This is a genomic window from Acinetobacter sp. SwsAc5 (assembly GCF_013391485.1).
Lineage (GTDB): Bacteria > Pseudomonadota > Gammaproteobacteria > Pseudomonadales > Moraxellaceae > Acinetobacter > Acinetobacter towneri.
This window is the reverse complement of sequence record NZ_JACAXD010000027.1, coordinates 25,858-45,292: the sequence shown is the minus strand read 5'-3', so window position 1 is coordinate 45,292 and position 19,435 is coordinate 25,858. Positions and strand designations below refer to the sequence as shown.

General features: G+C 42.8%; 18 protein-coding genes and 1 tRNA gene. 9 read left to right on the top strand and 10 right to left on the bottom strand.

Annotated elements, in window-relative coordinates; genetic code table 11:
• Nucleotides 1-98: 98 nt before the first annotated feature.
• Complete coding sequence (locus HYG89_RS13265) at nt 99-1,202, top strand: hypothetical protein (RefSeq protein WP_178867887.1); 1,104 nt, start codon at nt 99-101, stop codon at nt 1,200-1,202.
• A 233-nt stretch (nt 1,203-1,435) separates the two neighbouring features.
• Here the strand turns inward: HYG89_RS13265 and HYG89_RS16095 are convergent, their stop codons facing one another.
• Nucleotides 1,436-1,624 carry an Arm DNA-binding domain-containing protein gene (locus tag HYG89_RS16095; RefSeq protein WP_329608963.1) on the bottom strand — a complete coding sequence of 63 codons (189 nt, stop codon included), beginning with the start codon at nt 1,622-1,624 and terminating at the stop codon, nt 1,436-1,438.
• 175 nt (nt 1,625-1,799) lie between these two features.
• A tRNA-Leu gene (locus HYG89_RS13260) sits at nt 1,800-1,886 on the bottom strand.
• A gap of 177 nt (nt 1,887-2,063) precedes the next feature.
• On the opposite strand from HYG89_RS13260, the gene queA reads away from it, so the two are divergent.
• Genes queA through HYG89_RS13245 form a run of 3 tightly spaced genes read left to right on the top strand, consistent with a single transcriptional unit; the run spans nt 2,064 to nt 4,744 of the window.
• Nucleotides 2,064-3,101, top strand: a complete 1,038-nt coding sequence (gene queA / locus HYG89_RS13255) for a tRNA preQ1(34) S-adenosylmethionine ribosyltransferase-isomerase QueA (RefSeq protein WP_131262001.1) — start codon at nt 2,064-2,066, stop codon at nt 3,099-3,101.
• 25 nt (nt 3,102-3,126) lie between these two features.
• Entirely contained in the window at nt 3,127-4,155 is a 1,029-nt protein-coding gene (locus tag HYG89_RS13250) for a hypothetical protein (protein WP_178867885.1), read from the top strand.
• A gap of 22 nt (nt 4,156-4,177) precedes the next feature.
• Nucleotides 4,178-4,744 carry a LemA family protein gene (locus HYG89_RS13245; RefSeq protein ID WP_163141230.1) on the top strand — a complete coding sequence of 189 codons (567 nt, stop codon included), beginning with the start codon at nt 4,178-4,180 and terminating at the stop codon, nt 4,742-4,744.
• 80 nt (nt 4,745-4,824) lie between these two features.
• Here the strand turns inward: HYG89_RS13245 and HYG89_RS13240 are convergent, their stop codons facing one another.
• Nucleotides 4,825-5,775 carry a sensor domain-containing diguanylate cyclase gene (locus HYG89_RS13240; RefSeq protein ID WP_178867883.1) on the bottom strand — a complete coding sequence of 317 codons (951 nt, stop codon included), beginning with the start codon at nt 5,773-5,775 and terminating at the stop codon, nt 4,825-4,827.
• Between the two features lie 176 nt (nt 5,776-5,951).
• Here HYG89_RS13240 and HYG89_RS13235 point away from each other — a divergent pair, with 176 nt between their 5' ends.
• From HYG89_RS13235 to secF, 5 genes are all read left to right on the top strand, one after another.
• Complete coding sequence (locus HYG89_RS13235; protein ID WP_178867881.1) at nt 5,952-6,776, top strand: DUF4303 domain-containing protein; 825 nt, start codon at nt 5,952-5,954, stop codon at nt 6,774-6,776.
• 149 nt (nt 6,777-6,925) lie between these two features.
• Complete coding sequence (gene tgt, locus HYG89_RS13230; RefSeq protein WP_004974942.1) at nt 6,926-8,056, top strand: tRNA guanosine(34) transglycosylase Tgt; 1,131 nt, start codon at nt 6,926-6,928, stop codon at nt 8,054-8,056.
• Nucleotides 8,057-8,159: 103 nt separating this feature from the next.
• Complete coding sequence (gene yajC, locus HYG89_RS13225; RefSeq protein WP_004974939.1) at nt 8,160-8,489, top strand: preprotein translocase subunit YajC; 330 nt, start codon at nt 8,160-8,162, stop codon at nt 8,487-8,489.
• A gap of 51 nt (nt 8,490-8,540) precedes the next feature.
• Nucleotides 8,541-10,436, top strand: a complete 1,896-nt coding sequence (gene secD / locus HYG89_RS13220; RefSeq protein WP_178867879.1) for a protein translocase subunit SecD — start codon at nt 8,541-8,543, stop codon at nt 10,434-10,436.
• An 8-nt stretch (nt 10,437-10,444) separates the two neighbouring features.
• Nucleotides 10,445-11,422: a protein translocase subunit SecF gene (secF, locus tag HYG89_RS13215; protein WP_178867888.1), complete on the top strand. Its 978-nt coding sequence runs from the start codon at nt 10,445-10,447 to the stop codon at nt 11,420-11,422.
• Nucleotides 11,423-11,538: 116 nt separating this feature from the next.
• Here the strand turns inward: secF and HYG89_RS13210 are convergent, their stop codons facing one another.
• The 7 genes from HYG89_RS13210 to HYG89_RS13180 all read right to left on the bottom strand — a co-directional run bounded on the left by HYG89_RS13210 (nt 11,539) and on the right by HYG89_RS13180 (nt 19,434).
• The gene (locus HYG89_RS13210; protein ID WP_178867877.1) at nt 11,539-13,206 is read right to left on the bottom strand and encodes an IS66 family transposase; all 1,668 of its coding nucleotides are present in this window, start codon (nt 13,204-13,206) and stop codon (nt 11,539-11,541) included.
• Nucleotides 13,207-13,280: 74 nt separating this feature from the next.
• Complete coding sequence (tnpB, locus tag HYG89_RS13205; RefSeq protein ID WP_004828548.1) at nt 13,281-13,616, bottom strand: IS66 family insertion sequence element accessory protein TnpB; 336 nt, start codon at nt 13,614-13,616, stop codon at nt 13,281-13,283.
• The gene (locus HYG89_RS13200) at nt 13,613-13,996 is read right to left on the bottom strand and encodes a transposase (protein ID WP_178867875.1); all 384 of its coding nucleotides are present in this window, start codon (nt 13,994-13,996) and stop codon (nt 13,613-13,615) included. Before HYG89_RS13200 ends, tnpB begins: the two co-directional genes overlap by 4 nt.
• A gap of 99 nt (nt 13,997-14,095) precedes the next feature.
• A complete protein-coding gene (locus HYG89_RS13195; RefSeq protein ID WP_178867873.1) occupies nt 14,096-14,749 on the bottom strand; it encodes a 4'-phosphopantetheinyl transferase superfamily protein in 654 nt (217 codons plus the stop codon).
• A gap of 75 nt (nt 14,750-14,824) precedes the next feature.
• Nucleotides 14,825-17,131 (bottom strand): bifunctional (p)ppGpp synthetase/guanosine-3',5'-bis(diphosphate) 3'-pyrophosphohydrolase, encoded by a 2,307-nt coding sequence (locus HYG89_RS13190; protein WP_004974935.1) that lies wholly within the window; start codon nt 17,129-17,131, stop codon nt 14,825-14,827.
• Nucleotides 17,132-17,160: 29 nt separating this feature from the next.
• Nucleotides 17,161-18,552 carry a 23S rRNA (uracil(1939)-C(5))-methyltransferase RlmD gene (gene rlmD, locus HYG89_RS13185; protein ID WP_178867871.1) on the bottom strand — a complete coding sequence of 464 codons (1,392 nt, stop codon included), beginning with the start codon at nt 18,550-18,552 and terminating at the stop codon, nt 17,161-17,163.
• A 6-nt stretch (nt 18,553-18,558) separates the two neighbouring features.
• Nucleotides 18,559-19,434 carry a 3'-5' exonuclease gene (locus tag HYG89_RS13180; RefSeq protein ID WP_004974933.1) on the bottom strand — a complete coding sequence of 292 codons (876 nt, stop codon included), beginning with the start codon at nt 19,432-19,434 and terminating at the stop codon, nt 18,559-18,561.
• Between the last annotated feature and the right edge of the window lies 1 nt (nt 19,435).

Below are 19,435 nucleotides of genomic sequence, written 5' to 3'. Positions count from 1 at the left end.
GGATAATCTTTTTCAGATTCAATCAATAATTGAACCGCTCTTTCTCTGATTTCAGGGGTATATTTTGGTTTTGTCATTGGAACATTCTCTCAAGAAAGTTGGTCTCCGACAAACCCGGTACGGTTCAGCAACCGAACAAGCAAACAAGTTCACACCCTCTCCTAACTCCTCAAGCATTTGCTAAAGCACTTGCTAAGTATGAAATACTAAGAAATTCGACACGAAGAATTTTTCATATTCTTGAAGAATATTCCGAAAATCAAAATGAACATTTTAAAGATCAAATGTTTACTGGAATAGGAACAGGTATACTGTTAAAGCAAGGATTAAATTACTTTCTATTAACGACGCGTCACACATTACTCGACTATATAGATAATCATGAAAATTCTAATACTTCACCCTTTTGGGTTACATCTAGAGCTAACCATAGCTTTAAATCTATAAATGACTTCTTATACCCGAAGTATTTCGTAGAGATTGCTGATCTCATAGAGGAACATGAATACTATGACTTTAAAGATGTAATTTTAGTCGAGTTATTCAATCCTATGCCTGGTCAGGAGATTAATTTTTGGATCGATGTCGATAAAACTGCCACATTAGAAATAAATGATTTTAAAGAAGGAATATTGTTATTCGATAATGGATTTACGGAAAAATCGAACGAAATATTCTATGACTCAGAAAACGCAACTATGAGCTTTAATCCCGATATTCACTCATGTAGCACTATAGTTAATAGAGATGTTATTAAAGGAGTGATGACGAAGGATACCTACACTCATGTTTTCAAAAAGTTAAGTTATTTGAGTGAAAACACAAATGGAATGTCGGGTGGATTAATTGTAGGATTCCATCGAGGTAAAGTTAAATGTGTAGGTATGCACATTAGAGGTAGCGAAGATAGCGATAATATTAATTTTTTACCGATTAGTGAAATTTTTAAAGCAGTGAAAAGACATGAAGAAGCCAAAAGAATTATTATCGATTACTGCCATCAAGAACGTGTGGAAAGTGGAGAAAATTTAATAGGGTTTGATGATCTTTTTATCATTTGGGCAAAAAATATGAATCTCCAGCTAGATGAACTTACTCCAAAGCAAATCTTTGAACAAAGAATAGTTTTCGTGAAAGATAATTTAGAAACATTCGTAGCTGATATGAAGGATAGAGATAGAATATTAAATAAAAATATTTAAGATTTTTTGAAAGGAAGTTATATGTGTCACTCCCTTTCTTTTGCTCCTATTCGCCACTCCAACTCGATCAACACACTTTCAAAGAAAAACTTCAACATAACAAATAAACGCGAATGAGAGTGTTCTAGAGCGCGTATTGAACCGTACCAGGTTTGTCGGAGACCAACTTTCTTGAGAGAGAATGTTCCAATGACAAAACCAAAATATACCCCTGAAATCAGAGAAAGAGCGGTTCAATTATTGATTGAATCCGAAAATGAACCGTAAATGAATTGCCATGTCTTTGTGCCACTAGGTCTAACAATTAAGTACAACCCGTTGCCATCAGCAAGCTTATTATTGACAAGTTTTCCTTGAGAGTTGACTTTGGGCTTTGCCGAAGAACACTTGGTATCGGTGAGAGGTTTGACGATTTTAGCCATAATAAAGATATAAATTTCGAAAAGATAAACCGTATCTTTAATCGTATCTTTAATCGTATCTTTAAAACATTGGGATGTGTATAGGCATGGGTTGGTATGCAGAAACAACAAAGCCCTGAATTATCAGGGCTTTCGAAGCTTATATACCATTGGTTGGCATATAATTATATATCTGTGGTCCCGAGGGTCGGACTCGAACCGACACGTCATCTCTGACAGCGGATTTTGAGTCCGCCGCGTCTACCAATTTCACCACCTCGGGTAGGTGTTGATGGGTATAATAAACTTTTTTGACAGCTTGTCAACGCAAGTTTTTTGCAATTGTTTAAAATTAAATCAGCTGTCATTTTTTTGATTTATAATCGACCAATTTCATCCATAAAACCTAAAAAAGCATATACTAGGCGCAGTTTTCCCAGTGTTCTAACTTGTTTTTATCATGCAGCTTTCTGACTTTAATTTTAATCTCCCCGATGAACTCATTGCTCGTTACCCACTAGCAAGTCGTAGCGCCTCTCGTCTGCTGCATCTTGATGCTCAAGGTCAGTATCATGACCATCAATTTACCGACTTACTGAATTTACTCGAAGCGGGCGATTTACTGGTACTTAACGATACCAAAGTCATGAAAGCGCGTCTTAAAGGTAAACGTGCCACAGGCGGTGCAGTGGAAGTCTTGGTAGAACGTCTGCAAGATCAATTTATTGCCCATTGCCATATTAAAGCCAGCAACTCACCAAAAGCAGGTGCAGAACTGTTTATTGGGCCTGATGCTGTAAAAGTGACCGTACAAGGTCGCCATGAAAACTTATTTATTGTCGAGTTTTCGCAGCCTATTTTAGACGTATTGGATGCCTACGGTCAGTTGCCGATTCCACCCTACTTTAACCGCGAAGCAGAAGCGATTGATACCGAGCGTTATCAAACCGTATTTAACGACCCAACAAAACTCGCTAGTGTTGCCGCCCCCACTGCCAGCTTGCACTTTGATGAAGCCTTACTGCAACAGCTAGCAGATAAAGGCATTCAAAAAACCTTTGTGACCTTGCACGTGGGCGCAGGTACATTCCTGCCTGTACGTACCGATGATATTGCCAATCACATCATGCACAGTGAATGGTGTGAAGTTTCTGAAGCTGCCGTAGCGCTGATTCGTGAAACCAAAGCACGAGGTAATAAAGTTATTTCAGTGGGTACAACTGCTACCCGTGCCGTGGAAAGTGCAGCTCAAGCCCATTCAGGCGAACTTGCGGCTTGGTCGGGTGATACGCAAATTTTTATTTACCCAGGTTATCAGTTTAAAGTGGTGGATCGTCTAATCACCAATTTCCACTTGCCTGAATCCACCTTATTAATGTTGGTATCTGCGCTTTCAAGCCGTGAAAATGTCATGCAGGCGTATCAACATGCTGTGGCGGAACGCTATCGTTTCTTTAGCTATGGCGATGCAATGCTGATTGATCAAGCTCAGACTTAATTTTCAAACTGTAAAAGAAACCGCCATGCCGCTCGATACCGTGCAACACTCCATTCATATTCGACGCAAGAAGAATCAACGGGTATTTCGTAATATCGCGCGGTTATGGGATATTGGAAAAAAAGCACAAAGCCATCAAGATATTTTAGATGGCTTACACCCTTGGCAAGATGACATCACCCTCAAGTTTGAAAATGTTTTGCCTGTCCTGCTTGGCATTATAGGTGTGTTGTTCTGTTTATTGCTCTTGATTCAACCGAGTAATATTTGGCTGCAATTCTGCTTGCTGATTGGGTTAGGCTGTATCTTCTGGGCATTTATTACCTATGAACAAGACGACCCCATTGAAGAAGTCATCACTTTTTTAGAACAAGAAAGCATTGCTCAACGCTATCAACTGGCATGGCAGCAACCACCGCAACATCTTGCCCGAACCCTACAACCCGTTTATTTGATTGCCCATTTAAAAAGTCTGTTCCCTTTATTTAATTTGGGGAATCTGTCCAATGAAATTCGCCGCTACGCCAGTACAGTTTGGCAAGATCAACAAGGCAAGCAGCATCAGGTTTTGGTATTTGAATATCGCTATGTCAGTGAAACCCGCATTAAAGATCAAAATGGCAATGACTACAAAGTACGTGAAGTGGTGCGACATTTATCGGGCGTATTTGTCTTTGATGTGCAGCTACAAGGTTTAGCCGTTACCTCAAACAATAAAACCTTTGGTGCGCCTTATCATGTGCCGTGGCATACCAGTGACATTCGCCTGAATCAAAAACTCAACTTTTTTGGCAGTGATGCAATTCAACTGGCGCGTACGCTCAGCCCTGCAATGGTGTTAAAACTGGATGATTTTTTTCAGCATCAGCAAGGTGATTTGTTATTTCACCCTGAGCGGAACACGCTCTGTTTTTTAGGTAATCGCAACTTGTTTGAAATTTCCAGTAAAGCAAAAAATATTCAAGATATTTCCGCATTGCGTGGACACTTACGCACTTTTAAATTACCTTATTTAGAACAATTACAGACAGATTTGATTGATTTTCTGGACTAAGAAAATCGTCTTGGGGCAAAACATGGGTATCGCAATTTTTCTTTTGGTTGTCATCGTCTTGGTGATGCTGGGCATCATGATTCGTAACAACATCGTACGCCACCACAACGCCACCATCCGCGCTTGGGCAGATGTGACCAGTTTTGAACGACAGAAATTAAAAACGCTCGAAGAACTTGCACCAGTGGTCGAACAATATGCAGGCATGGAAAAAGGCACTTTAGAAAAAGTGACTGAACTACGCCAAAATATTATGAACCTGAACATCAACAATGCCGATGTGAGTCAGTTACAACGTGTTGAAGCCTTGAGCAAAGAATTGATGCGCAGCTTAAATGTGGTGGTCGAAAATTACCCTGAACTCAAAGCCGACCAACTGTATTTAAAAATGATGCATGAAATTGATGAGCAGAACGAAAATGTCGGTGCTGCGATTACTATTTATAACCGCAATGTCGAGTTATTTAATAACTATATTCAGGTCTTTCCCAACAACATGATTAACACTGCAACCACAGCGAAAAAACCTGTGCGCGCCTTTCGGGACAACAGTGCAGCACAAAGTTTTGATTATCGTCCAAACTTTTAAGCCATTTAATTCTAAGCCGCTCCTTTGAAATTATTTATAAAAACAGCAAGCACGAAGCTTGCTGTTTTTTCAGATTTCGACTAAACACAAGACTGTGTCAGATACTGCACCTGATTACGTCCTTTGTTTTTTGCCAAATACAACAATTCATCGGCTGAATGCAGAAAATCGACCACATTGTGATACTGCTGATTTTGGTGATAGCTATTTACACCAATACTCACAGTAACTTGGGTCGTCTCCCCTGTCTTGGTATGTGGAATTTCCAGCGCATATACTGCCTGCCTAAAGTTTTCAGCAAGTTGTACAGCATCTGCCAATGGTGTTTCAGGCAATAGCACCACAAACTCTTCACCACCAAAGCGAGCCACAAAGTCAGATGCACGCGCAAAGTGTTGTTTAAGCAACTGCGCCACACTAATCAAACAATGATCACCCTGTAAATGTCCATAATTGTCGTTATAAGGCTTGAAATGGTCGATGTCGATAAACAAGAGAGACAATGCATGTTGATGACGCACAGCACGTTTAAATTCGTTTTCTATACGCTCACTGAGCGCCTTTCGATTGGCAACCAAGGTCAGCGGGTCTTGTAAGCTCAAAGCCAGATTTTTGCGACTCAACGCTTCGAGTTCCAACTCCATTTGTTTACGCGCAGAAATATCAAACATAAACCCAATAATCGCCACAGTTTCGTTATTTTCACGAATCACATGCACCACATCACGAATCCAGACATAACCTCCTGTAGCGGTTAAGGCACGATAATCCGCTTCGTGGTCTGTGCCTTGATCGGACAGACTCACACACATATTCACGGTCTTGTCCCGATCTTCAGGATGCATCCGATCAATCCAATCTTGTGCAGTTTTCCAGCTGTCTTGCGTCCAACCCAGTAAAGACTCAATTTGTGGGCCAATATAGCTAAAAGCTTTGGTTTTCCAGTTAATCTGCCACGGAATTGCATTCGTGGTTTCCAAAAGTGTTTTATAGAATTGGTCTTCTTTTAGTGCACTATTTAATTCACTCATAGCCCACCTCTATGAATTGATTTTAATTACAATTTAACAACTTAAGTGAGCTTTGACTACAATTTGTTTTGTCTTATTGACATTTTTCTCAGCTTTGACACAATCATGAGGTTGAGCAAAATATAAACAACAATTGCTCAAAACATAAATCCCAAAATAAAAAGTAAGCCGATAAAATGTTAGAACATATTCAGAACCTGAAAAACACCCTCATTCAAGAGTTTTTCCAACTCTATGAGCAATATGAACAAGACCAAATTTATGCCTGTGTACTGGTCTTTAATGAATATCTTGGGGTCGATTATTTAGCTGTTTCAAGCCAACGCAGCCTGTTTAATGAACAGGAAGATGAAGCACAATATTTATCTGAAGTAAGTAAATGGAATATAGAAAAATGGCGTTATCGCACTCAAGCCAACAATTCTAGCGGTCTGCATCAATTTAAAAATATTTTTGCAGATTATTTTAAACAGCGACATATCTATGGCAATCCTCTGCTGAATTCCAATGACACGCTGCAATACAACCATCTTGAACTTTTACTGGATATATTTCAGCAGGCTAAACAATCTTTATCGGGCGCTTATGGCTTAGATTTAAGCCAAATTCTGTTTTTTATTCATGTGCCCAAACAGGTCGATGTAGAAATCCACTCAGCGCAATTTCTAAACGCTCCAAGTGCTTTGCTCGATGAATTGCTGCACAACAAAGCGCCTCAAACCACGATGGAACAATCCACCGCACAACCCAAGCTCAAACTACAACAAGTGGATAAAGACTTGCTGATTGATCTGGCACAACTTTTAGAAGTGGAACCGTATGATTATTTGAGCATTGCACATGAAGCCTATTTGCTCACATTAGAACCGAGTTTTATTGACAGTAATTTATATATTCAGCGTTTAATTCAGCACGTTGCTGCAATGGACAATCATGAACAAGGTGAAATTGCCTTACATAAAGAAATTACCCAACGTATTCAGCAATTTTACGCCATGTAAGCACAATGGATTTGAACAAAATATTTACTCGCAATTTTTACCAAGGAAAACGTATCTCAACTGGCAATTCCGTGCAGAATCTAGGAAAATATTGCACTTTTAGCATGAACAATCAGCGAACTGTTTTTTCGCCTTGATTTGGAACATATATGAAGTTTGAGAAATTAGGTCAGTCGGGGCGCGCCCGTCGTGGTCGTTTAACACTTGCTCATGGTGTGGTAGAAACCCCTGTGTTTATGCCTGTGGGGACGTATGGCACAGTCAAAGGCATGCTGCCACGCGATATTGAAGAAATTCAGGCACAGGTTATTTTAGGCAATACCTTTCATTTATATTTGCGTCCAGGGCTAGAAGTGATTCAGCAACACGGCGGTCTACATGAATTCATCAAATGGGATAAGCCTATTTTGACTGACTCTGGTGGCTTTCAGGTGTTTAGCTTAGGCGCAATGCGTAAAATTAAAGAAGAAGGTGTGACCTTCCGTTCGCCTATTGATGGCTCAAAGGTTTTTCTTTCGCCTGAAATCTCGATGGAAATTCAAAAAACTTTGAACTCTGACATCGTGATGATTTTTGACGAATGTACGCCTTATCCTGCAACGCATGAAGAAGCACAAAAATCTTTGCAATTGTCTTTACGCTGGGCAAAACGCTGTAAAACACATCACCATGATGAACTACAAAACAGCAACGCGCTGTTCGGGATTATTCAAGGCGGTATGTACGAAGATTTACGTGTTGAATCTTTAAACGGCTTACTTGAAATTGGTTTTGATGGTTATGCCATTGGCGGTCTTTCGGTGGGTGAACCGAAAGAAGAAATGATCAAAGTACTGGATTATTTGCCAGCTAAAATGCCAGAAGATAAACCACGTTATTTGATGGGCGTCGGCAAGCCAGAAGATATTGTGGAAGCAATTCGTCGTGGCGTCGATATGTTCGACTGCGTGATGCCAACCCGTAATGCGCGCAATGGTCATTACTTTGTAACCGATGGCTTGGTGCGTATTCGTAACAGTAAGTATCGTCATGACCAAAGCCCGCTCGATCCGCATTGTGATTGCTATACTTGCAAGAACTTTACCCGCGCTTATTTGTTTCATTTAGAAAAATGTGGCGAAATGTTGGGGTCAATGTTGGGCACTATTCATAACTTACGTTATTACCAACGCTTTACCCAAGATATTCGCAATGCCTTAGATAACGGCACTTTCGATGAATTTGTACAGGACTTTTATGCCCGTCGTGGCCTAGAAGTACCGCCTTGTCCTGAAGATTAGTCTTTTCAGTATTTGCGCTGAGTAAAAAGACAAGGTAAATTGCAGAACAAACCCAATTTATTATCAGATCACTGATCGCCAGTTTTTAGTTTAGGAAAATGAAATGAGCCTTTTTATTTCGACCGCTCACGCAGCAGGTGAAGCTGCACAACAACCAAGCCTTGTGGCTAACCTTTTAATGATTGCAGTCTTCATTGCAATTTTCTACTTCCTGATTTGGCGTCCACAATCAAAGCGTGCCAAAGAGCATCGTACACTGATTGAAAGCTTGGGCGTAGGCAGTGAAGTGGTATTCGCAGGTGGTCTTATGGGTAAAATCACGAAAATTGAAGGTGATTTTGCAGTGGTAGAGCTGAACCGTGGTGTAGAAGTAAAAGTACAACGCGCGAGTGTCATTTCAGTTCTTCCTGAAGGCACATTAAACAACCTCTAATCAAAAAGAGTCGTGCTCACGCACGACTTTTTCATTTTAAGAAGAAAATAAATGCGTTACCCAGCATGGAAATATCTGCTCATCCTCGTTGTTCTTGTGGTGAGTACATTATATGCCCTGCCTAGCTTGTATCCAGATGAACCTGCTGTTCAAATTTCAGGTGCCAAAGCTGGTACCCAAATTGATCAAAGCATCATACAAAAAGCAGAGCAAATTTTACAATCAGAAAATATTGCCAGTCATGACAACAGCTTTACCAACAATGCTGCATTGTTGCGTTTAGACACCTCAGAAGCCCAACTCAAAGCCAAAGAAGCTTTACGTCGCGGTTTAGGTGATGACTATGTCGTGGCACTGAACCTTGCGCCAACCACACCAGAATGGCTACAAAAAATTGGTGCAAAACCAATGAAACTCGGTCTGGACTTACGTGGTGGTGTACACTTCTTATTAGAAGTGGATATGGACAAGGCCATCAGCCAGCGTATGGAAACTTCAGCCACCGATTTACGCCGTCAATTGCGTGACAACAAGCTGAAATTTAATAGCCTTTCGCTGAATAACAACACCATCACCCTACAGTTTGCCAATAATGCAGACCGTGATGCAGTGATGGATTTCTTGCGTCGTAACGGCAATGAATACACACAGCAAGCTGTAGCCACCACAGAAGGCTCTAGCTTACGTCTGAACTATACCGATGTCCGTAAACAGGAAATTCAGTCGTATGCGGTCAATCAGAACTTAACTACTTTACGTAACCGTATTAACGAGTTAGGTGTGGCTGAAGCTTTGGTACAAACTCAAGGTAGCAACCGTATTGTAGTGGAATTGCCAGGCGTACAAGATACTGCTGAAGCGAAGCGTGTACTCGGTCGTACTGCGAACCTCGAATTCCGTTTGGTGTCTGACTTAAATGATCAATACATTGATCCGTACACAGGTCAGACTACAGGTACAGTACCACCTGGCACAGAAGCGTTTGCCTTTGAATCTTTGGACAGTGGTCGCCAATTATTATTGAACCGCAGCCGTATTTTAACGGGTGAGCGTGTTCAAAATGCGTCGAGTGGTTTTAGCCAAGATACAGGCGGTGCAGAAGTTAACATTACCCTTGATGCTGCGGGCGGTAAACTCATGGCAGATGCGACACGTAACGCTGTGGGTAAACGTATGGCGGTATTGTTTATTGAAAACAAACAACGTATTAGCTATGTGACCGATGAAACTGGCACACAAACTGAAGTACGCACCCCATATACCGAATCTGTCGTCATTAATGCTGCAACCATTCAGGCGGTATTGGGTTCGCAGTTCCGTATTACAGGTCTAGATTCCCCACAAGAAGCCTCTGAATTGGCCTTAATGCTTCGTGCAGGTGCCTTGGCAGCGCCAATGTACTTTGTTGAAGAACGTGTGATTGGTCCAAGCTTGGGTCAAGAAAACATTGATAAAGGCGTATTGTCGACTCAGATTGGCTTCATTTTGGTTGCAATCTGGATGGTGGTGTTCTTCCGTCTGTTTGGTCTGATTGCCAACTTCGCTTTAGTATTTAACTTAGCCATGATTTTAACCGTCATGTCTTGGATTGGTGCATCACTCACCTTGCCGGGTATTGCGGGTATCGTAATTACCATTGGTATGGCGGTAGATGCCAACGTCTTGATTTGTGAGCGAATACGAGAGGAAATTAAGTGGGGCGCCTCGCCCAAACAAGCCATTGTGGCAGGTTATGACCGAGCGTATAACACTATTTTCGACTCGAACTTAACCACATTCTTGGTGGCATTCATTCTATTTGCGATTGGTACAGGCCCAATCAAAGGCTTTGCTGTGACGCTCATGATTGGTATTGTCTGCTCGATGTTTACTGCAATTACAGTGACCCGTGCAATTGTACAACTCATCTACGGCAAAAAACGTAACTTGAAAAAGTTGAGCATTTAAGGAGATCACTGATGACTGAGAATACTCAACTGCCTTCAAAAAAATATGGCCGCCCTGATGATGAGCGCGTGATTCCGTTTATGAAGATTGCTTTGCCTGCGGCGATGCTTTCTATTCTATTAACGGTTGCCAGTATCTTCTTCATTGCCACCAAAGGTTTAAACTTAGGTTTGGACTTTACTGGGGGTATTGCTGCAGAACTCAACTATAGCAATCCAGTAAAAGCCACCGATGTTTCTAACGCATTGGTCAAAGCAGGCTTTAACGACCCTGTGGTACAAACGCTTGGTTCAGACCGCGACCTAATGGTACGTATGCCTGTGCAAGAAGATGTTGAAGCAGAAGACTTAACCAAAGCAATTACTGCTGCGGTACAACTACCAAATAACACGGCAACTGTGCCAAAGGTAGATGTGGTGGGTGGTCAAGTCGGTAATGAGCTATACGTACGTTCTGCGGGCGCTGTCGCTTTAGCACTGTTATTGATGTTGGTTTATGTCACCATTCGCTTTGAATTCAAACTGGCAATGGGTGCGGTACTGTCATTGTTCCACGATATTATTGTGACACTGGGTATTTTTGCCATGATGCAATGGCCATTTGATCTGACTGTATTGGCAGCGTTATTGGCGATTATTGGCTTCTCACTCAACGATAACATTGTTGTATCTGACCGTATTCGTGAAAACTTCCGTAAAATCCGTGGTGCGACACCGCTTGAAGTGGTGAACATTGCACTGACAGAAACCTTACGTCGTACCATTCACACCTCTATGACCCTATTATTGGTTGTAGTCGCAATGATGCTCATGGGCGGTGATGGTCTGAAATGGTTCTCGATTGCGATGTTTGTGGGTGTATTTGTCGGAACATATTCATCTATTTACATTGGTACAGCCTTTGCTTTATGGCGCGGTTTGAACCGTCAGGACTTCATTGTTCAAGTCAAACCTGAATTTGAAGGTGAAGAGCAAGAAATTCCATAATGCATTTCTGCTAACACCAACATTCAAGCCTATCTTCGGATAGGCTTTTTTGCGCCTTAGCATTGCGATATTTGCGCTGACGTTGGTAAGCGTCCGCTGAACCCCATGCCTATTTTTTAATTCGGTTCAGGTTTCCAGCGGTGTGGTAGCAATTCTTCAATCTGAGTCACTTTATGTGTCGGCAGCCTTTTCAGCACATCACTTAAATAGGCATACGGATCCAAGCCATTCAGCTTTGCTGACTGGATTAAAGTCATGATATTCGCCGCTCGCTGACCACTGCGCAGCGAACCTGCAAACAGCCAGTTCTTGCGCCCCAACGCCCAGGGACGCATTTGATTTTCTATCCAGTTATTGTCAATCGGTAGATTGCCATCATCCAGATAGCGGCTTAAGGCTGGCCAACGCTTCAGAGTGTAATTGATGGCCTTGGCGGTGGGAGAACTCGATGGCACTGTCAGATGATGTTGGTTGAGCCATTCATATAGTTGTTGCATCACTGGTTGACTATGCTGTTGTCGGTATTCGCGGCGGTCTTCCGCTGTACCATCGGTCTTTTTCCTGAGTTCTGCTTCTATGGCATACAGTTTCTGAATCAGCACTAAGGCCTGTTCAGCAACCTGACTTTTCCTGGTCACATGCAGTTCATAGAATTTACGACGTGCATGGGCCATGCAGCCCACCTCAATGACCTGGCCTGATTTAAAGCGTGCTTTATAACCACTGTAATCATCACAGACTAGATAACCCTGCCAGCCTTTCAAGAACTCTGCAGCATGCTGGCCTGAACGACTATCCTGAAAGTCATAGATCACCGCCTGAACTGGATTGTACTGTGTAGTGGCATAGGCCCAGACATAACCTTTCTTCGGTTTTTTATCATTCTCACCCATCCGCATGATGGTGACCGGCGTTTCATCGGCATGGATCACCCGCTGTTGCAACACCACCTGTTTTAAGGCATTAGCCAGAGGTTCCAGTTCCACACCGCAGCGACCTATCCAGTCAGATAAAGTGGATCTGGACAGATCAATGCCAGCCCGCTGATAGATCAGGCGCTGACGGTACAGCGGTAAATGATCGGCATATTTCGATACCAGCACATGGCTGAGCAGTTCAGGACTGGCAATACCTTTATCAATCACATAGGCGGGCATCGCTTGCTGAGTCAGGGTGTCGCACTGATCACAGACCCATTTGCCACGCACATGCTGTTCCTTATAGAACTGTGCCGGTCTGAAATGCAGTTTTTCACTGACATCTTCGCCGATACGACGAAGTTGGCAGCCACAAGCGCATTGGGTTGATGCAGGTTCATGCTCAATACGGATGGTGTGTAGATGATCTGGCAGCAGTCGACGTTTAGGTTTATTGGTTTTGGCTTTGTGTGTCGCTGCATGGGTTTTATCTGCATTTAATCGTTCTAATTCCAGATCAACCGCGGCAATATCTTCTTCGACCGCCTCATCCCACAGATGGATTTGTTTTGCGGTGAGATGTTCGTTTTTACTGCCGAATTTATGCTGTTTAAACAGCGCCAGTTCATGCTCGTATTTTTGATTGAGAATAGAAAGATGCTGAACTTTAGAATCTAATTGCTGATTGGTGACTTCAAGATGTTGAACTTTGGCATCTAATTGTTGATTTGATACTTCCAGATGTTGAACTTGAGCATCTAATTGTTGTTTATCTTCTGCGAGTTGTTGATGCTGCATCGCCAACTGCCGGGTGAATTCCAGCAGTTGTTCATGGGTCAGTTGGCTTAAATCTGGCAGCGTATTCATGACCGCAGTATACCTGAGGTCATGAGAAGAATGAAATAGAACGTTTGGAGGATGGCAGAATAGCCGAGCTTGGTTTAGAGCATCGTGACCACCTGCTGTCGTCCAATGCGCTGCCAGGGCAAACCTTGGATCAGTGCCTGTAACTGTTCCGGGTTGAGAGCTACGCTTTCACCCTGGTGAACTTTAGCCCAGTGGAATTTTCCCTGTTCCAGCCGCCGGGCACACAGCCAGATGCCCAGTCCATCATGTACCAACACTTTCATGCGATGGCCACGTTTATTACAGAACAGGTAAGCACAATGCGGTTTAATGTAGCCAAAGGCTCTCACCACCTGAGCCATGACAGTATCCATCCCTGCTCGCATATCCAGAGGTTGGGTAGAAAGCCAGATTTCATCGATACGGATCATGTTGCCAGCACCTTGAGTAATTCTGCCAAGGCAGGTATTTCTGATGTCTGCCATTTTAGCTGAATATCATTATTCGTATGAGGCACGGTGATACACAACGTGATCCTCTCATCAATAGGTTGGCTGATTGCAGCAGTGTAAGGCAAAGCAATAAATGCTGGATTCACATGAGTAGGATCCTGCACGGCACCATCATGATGGCTGAGGGTCCTGATCCAACGACTGACAAGGTTGGCATTAATACTATGTTGCAGTGCGACCGAAGCGATCGAGGTATTAGGATTTTTGCAGGCATTGACAATACTGAGTTTGAATTCTTTGCTGTATGTTCTGCGTTTTTTAGCAACAGGAGGTGTTGCTGAATATATATCCATGTTCATGGATTAAGTCCCCACTTGTTTTTAGGTGGGAACTAAATTAAGGCTTATAGGATCGCTTGGTAAGGCTGTGTTAGCCGGATGCTTACTGACGTTGCGATGTTAATGCTGAATAATATGAATCTGTGGAAATTGAAAGCCTGCGCAAGATGGCGCTGCTCGCCACGCTACAGTCAGCATACAATCTGATAAACGAAAGTTTTGATAGGCAAAATGCCCAATCTGTGGATGATGACAAATACCACCCTGTGCATTGGGATGCATACGGGTATCTAGCTCATTCAGACTTAAACGAATCCCCAAACCTGATGCCTTCAGCACTGCTTCTTTGGTTGTCCAGACACGAAACCAATAGTCGGCATCGTGTTCCAAATCTTGCCAGTATTGGAGTTCATTGGGATGAAACGCATGTTGTGCCAAGGCATCAAAACGTACCTTGCGGTCTAAGTCTTCGACATCTACGCCAACATCGAGCAATTCAAAACTGCTTGCCAAAGCATAATGCTGACGGCTATGACTATGGTTAAACTGCAATTGAGGGAATGCCGTCAAAAATGGTTTGCCATGTAGGTTACGCTCAATATCGCTGTTTTGAATATCGTGTTCTAAGTATCCAGAAAGCAATTGATTCCGATGCCGATAAATAGCCTGTTTTTGCTTTTGAATCTGTTCACTGCGTACAGCACTTGGATCGGGACTAAAAATCTGCTGAATGCGGCTAACATTCACACAAATTTTTTTAGGTATTTTATTCATCCGCCCTTCTCCATTTTGGCTGAAATACGATAGAAAAAAACCAGCAAACATGCTGGTTTTTTAAAGCGTGCTCGCTTAGCTGCCTTGCACCAAACGACGTGCGCTGATAATCCCTGGTTGCTGCTCTAAACGTGCCAACAAACGAGAAAGTTGCGCCAAGCCTTTAACCTCAATTAACAATTTCATATTGGCGATACCATCACTTTCAGAAATAGTATTCACCTGACGAATGTTAATTTGATCGGCAAAAATCACTTGGGTTAAGTCTTTGAGCAAACCACGGCGGTCATAGGCTTCCACCACAATTTGCACGCTTTGACCACGGGTTGGCTGCATTTCCCAATCGGCTTCTACCGCACGTTCAGGTTCGTTGCCAATCATACGCACATAGTCCGAACACGCCACTTTGTGAATACTCACACCACGGTTCAGGGTAATATACCCCGCAATCGCTTCACCATGCACAGGCTGACAGCATTGTGCGATATGCAGTTCAACGTTATCCAAACCATCAATCAAAATGCCATGTGCCGATAAGGTATGGCTGGCACGTGGGTTCAAGGTTGGCTTCAACACCAGTTCAGGTTCATCCTGATCTAAGTGCATGTGACGATTGACCTGATTAATTAAGGCATGCAGGCTAATATCACCATTCACCAAACCAATCAGAATGTCTTCACCTGTTTTGACGTTAAAGTGATTGCAATAATCATTTAAATCAATACTTTTTGGATGAATCGCCAAACGTGACAATTCTTTATTGAGCACTTCACGCCCAACTTCCAGATTTTTACTGCGGTCTTGCTGTCTAAACCAATGACGCAGCTTATCGCGCGCACGTGCTGTCTTAATATAACCTAAAGAATTCACCAACCAATCACGGTTCGGTTCACGGTCTTTTTTGGTCAAAATCTCGACCTGCTCGCCTGTTTTTAAAGTATAGGTGAGCGGCACATAGCGCTGATTGACCCGTGCGGCATAGCATTTATTGCCGACTTCGGTATGCACATGATAAGCAAAGTCCAGCACCGTTGAGCCACGTGGCAATTCTTTAATATCACCATCACGGCTGAACACATAAATTTTCTCAAAATCTTCAAACTCTTGGATTTGTTCAAAATTTTCAGAATCATCATCTTCTTTATGTGCGCTGGCATCGTTACGTTCCTGATAATGCTCCAAAACAGAACGCAAAGAATGTAAACGATGATTAAACGAATGGTCTGTGGCTTTAGAACCTTCTTTATAATTAAAGTGTGAACATACCCCAAGCTCGGCTTCTTCGTGCATATCTAGGGTACGAATTTGCACTTCAAGCGACTTGTTTTCTGCAATTACGGCAGTATGCAATGAGCGATAACCATTGGCTTTTGGATTGGTAATGTAATCATCAAACTGGTGCGGAATATGCCGCCACAATTGATGTACGATGCCCAAAGAGTGGTAACACTCTGGAATGGTTTTCACCAAAACACGTACAGCACGAATGTCATAGAGCTGATCGAAGCTGAGGTTTTTACTCTTCATTTTTCGATAAATCGAATAAATGTGTTTCACCCGCCCGCTAATTTCGGCATGAATACCATTATTGCCCAGCTCTGTACGCAATTGCTCAATTACGTTTTGAATGTAGTTTTCACGCTCCAAACGCTTTTCATTCAGTAACGTCGCAATTTCTTTATAACGGTCTGGCGCCAAATAACGGAAGGCTAAATCTTCGAGTTCCCATTTCAGTTGGGCAATGCCTAAACGGTGTGCCAATGGCGAGTAAATGGTTAAAATTTCTCGCGCCACACGCTCCTGACGTTCTTTGGAAGCGGTTGCCAACTCACGTAATGAATAGGTACGTTCTGCCAGTTTAATTAGCACCACGCGCACATCTTCCGTCATGGAAATCAGCATTTTATAAATGCCTGTTAAATGTTCACGCTGGTTATTATTAAAATGGTCTTCTAAACGCTTATTTTTCTCAATCAGTTCAGACAACTTACCCATCGACAAGGTGCCTTTGATCAAGCCATAAACTGCTTCACCAAATTCTTCACGCACTTCATCTAACTGCATGACATTTTCACGCACGCTACGATAGAGCATGGCTGCAGACAAAGTGTCTTCATCGACATGCAAGTGCGCTAAAATATTCGCCATCTCAATACCTGTATATAAGGTATGCGATGGATGACTGACGTCTGTTTCCAGCTCTTTTTTCAGGGTGTAATTGGCAACGCGTTCTAATTGTTCAAGTGCCGCCCCATCGTAAATCCCGCGTACTCGGTCTAGCCATTCTGCTAAATCCTGTCGGGCTTGCTCGGCATGTTCTACAGTCGTTTCCTCAGACAGTTCATTTAAACGTCCAGGAAGTTGTTCACGTACTGTGACCATACCCTTCTCCTACCTCTATGTACTTCATATTATAAATCGTTTATTTGCTTTTCTTTCTCAAACAAGGCAATGGATTCGACATGCCCCGTATGCGGAAACATATCCATCACGCCTGCTTTTTTCAATTGATAGCCCTGCTTGACCAATACACCTGCATCCCTTGCGAGTGTGGCTGGATTACAAGACACATAAACGATTCTATCTGCGCCAAATTTGGGCACATAATACATCACTTCCTCTGCGCCTGAACGCGGAGGGTCAATTAATAATGCCTCAAATCCTTGATTTGCCCAAGAATGATGCGAAAAATCTTTTGTTAAATCTTGTGAATAAAACTTAACATTGTCTAAATCATTACGTTGTGCATTCTCTGCACCACGCTGCACCATTTGCTCTGAACCCTCTACAGCAACCACCTTTCCTGTTGCACCTACACAACGTGCAAGCGGCAATGAAAAGTTGCCTAATCCACAAAACAGATCAAGCACCCGATCACCTGATTTTAAGTTAAGCAAATCACATGCCAGCTTAACCATTTGTGGATTAATTGTAGAATTGACTTGGGTAAAGTCTTGGGGATGAAAGCCAAAATTCACATCAAAATCATCTAAACGATAATGCAAACGCATTGCTGCGTGCGGATCATCAACCCGATGCAAACTGTGTGGGCCTTCAGGCTGCAAATACAATTGCCAGTGTTTCTGTAACGCAAACTGCTGTAACTGGTTGATATCGGCTGCAGATAGTTGTTCTGTATGCCTTACCACCAAAGCAATCTCTTGATCTCCCATTGCCAATTCTATATGACCAATATGGGCTTTGCCTGTTAGACTTTGGAGTAGCTGCTTGATTCGTGTTAAAGAACCAAAAGCCTGATCCAACACCATACAGCGGTCAATTGAGGTCAATTTATTGCTATTACGCTCACGAAAACCGACCACCAATTTGTCTTGACTGGCAATATAACGCACCCCAACACGGGCTTTACGGCGATAATCTTCACGCTGTGAACGCAAAGGCGCTAACCATTCTTCAGGCTGAATTTGCGCAAAATGTTGCAGATGCGACTGCAACACCTGTTGTTTGAGATGAATCTGCTCATCCAACTGAATATGCTGCATGCTACAACCACCGCAACGCTGATAATGTGGACATTTTGGCGTAACCCGTAATGTCGAAGGCTCACCCAGCACTTCTAGACACTCGGCTTCTTCTAAGCGTTTGTTACTATGCGTAATTTTGGCGCGTACTGTTTCACCAGGCAATGCGCCCTCTATAAAAACTGTTTTCCCCTGCTTCTCGGCTGGATGACCCGACTGAGCTGTGTAGTGTGCAATCCCGCGCCCTTCATGTGACAACGATTCCACCTGAAAGCAATATTCAGCCTGCTGCGTGGTACGGTTTTTACTGCGATGTTTCATATCAGTCTAAATATCGGAAGATGGGGAAGATTGAAAAGGCATCACGGATTCATTTGAAGGCGTGGTGACACTTTGTTCAGGAAAATCTGTACGGGTAAATTCAGTTTGCTGCGAACTGTGCTGCCACACGCTTAAAAAGTCTGCATGCTGCGGCTGAGTATGCAAATATTGAATGGTATGCTGTACCCATAAAGTATGCTCTTCAAGCAGCAATTGCCCTTTGAGCAGCAGCCAACGCAAATAAATCAACCAAGTATTTAAGACATCGCCTTCACAATAACGCGTCAGCCTTGACCATTCGCCGCTTTGCATAAATGCAGGAACATGATAGCCCGCATCTACACGTTTACCCGGAAAACCTAGCAAATACGCAATGTCATCCAACTTTTGAAAATGACGACCATTAAACATTGCCATCACATCCATTAAATCGACATGACGCTGATGGTAACGGTTTTGATAATTGTTATAGCGCTTTTGCTGATCAATCTCGCCCTGATCAAATAAACTTGGTGCAGACAGCCCGTGATACATGGCGCGGAATAAAATCACTGGCAAATCAAACTGCGAACCGTTCCAACTGACCAAAGTCGGATGACGCTTATCAAAAATAGACAAAAACTTTTTCAGCATTGTCGCTTCGCTGTCGTGTTCACGGCTAAAGGAAAACAGCTTCATGCCGTGTTCATCAATCCACAAGCCTGAAATACACACAATTTCATGCAAAGGCAAACGCTGAAAATCGGTGCCCGCCTCTTGGCGACGCAACTTCATTAATGCTTGTTCAAGCTCTGCTTCGGGTAAATCGAGTTGATATAAATGCGCGCCTGACTTCAAATCGGTAACGGTTTCTATATCGAAAATCAGCACAGGTAAACGCATA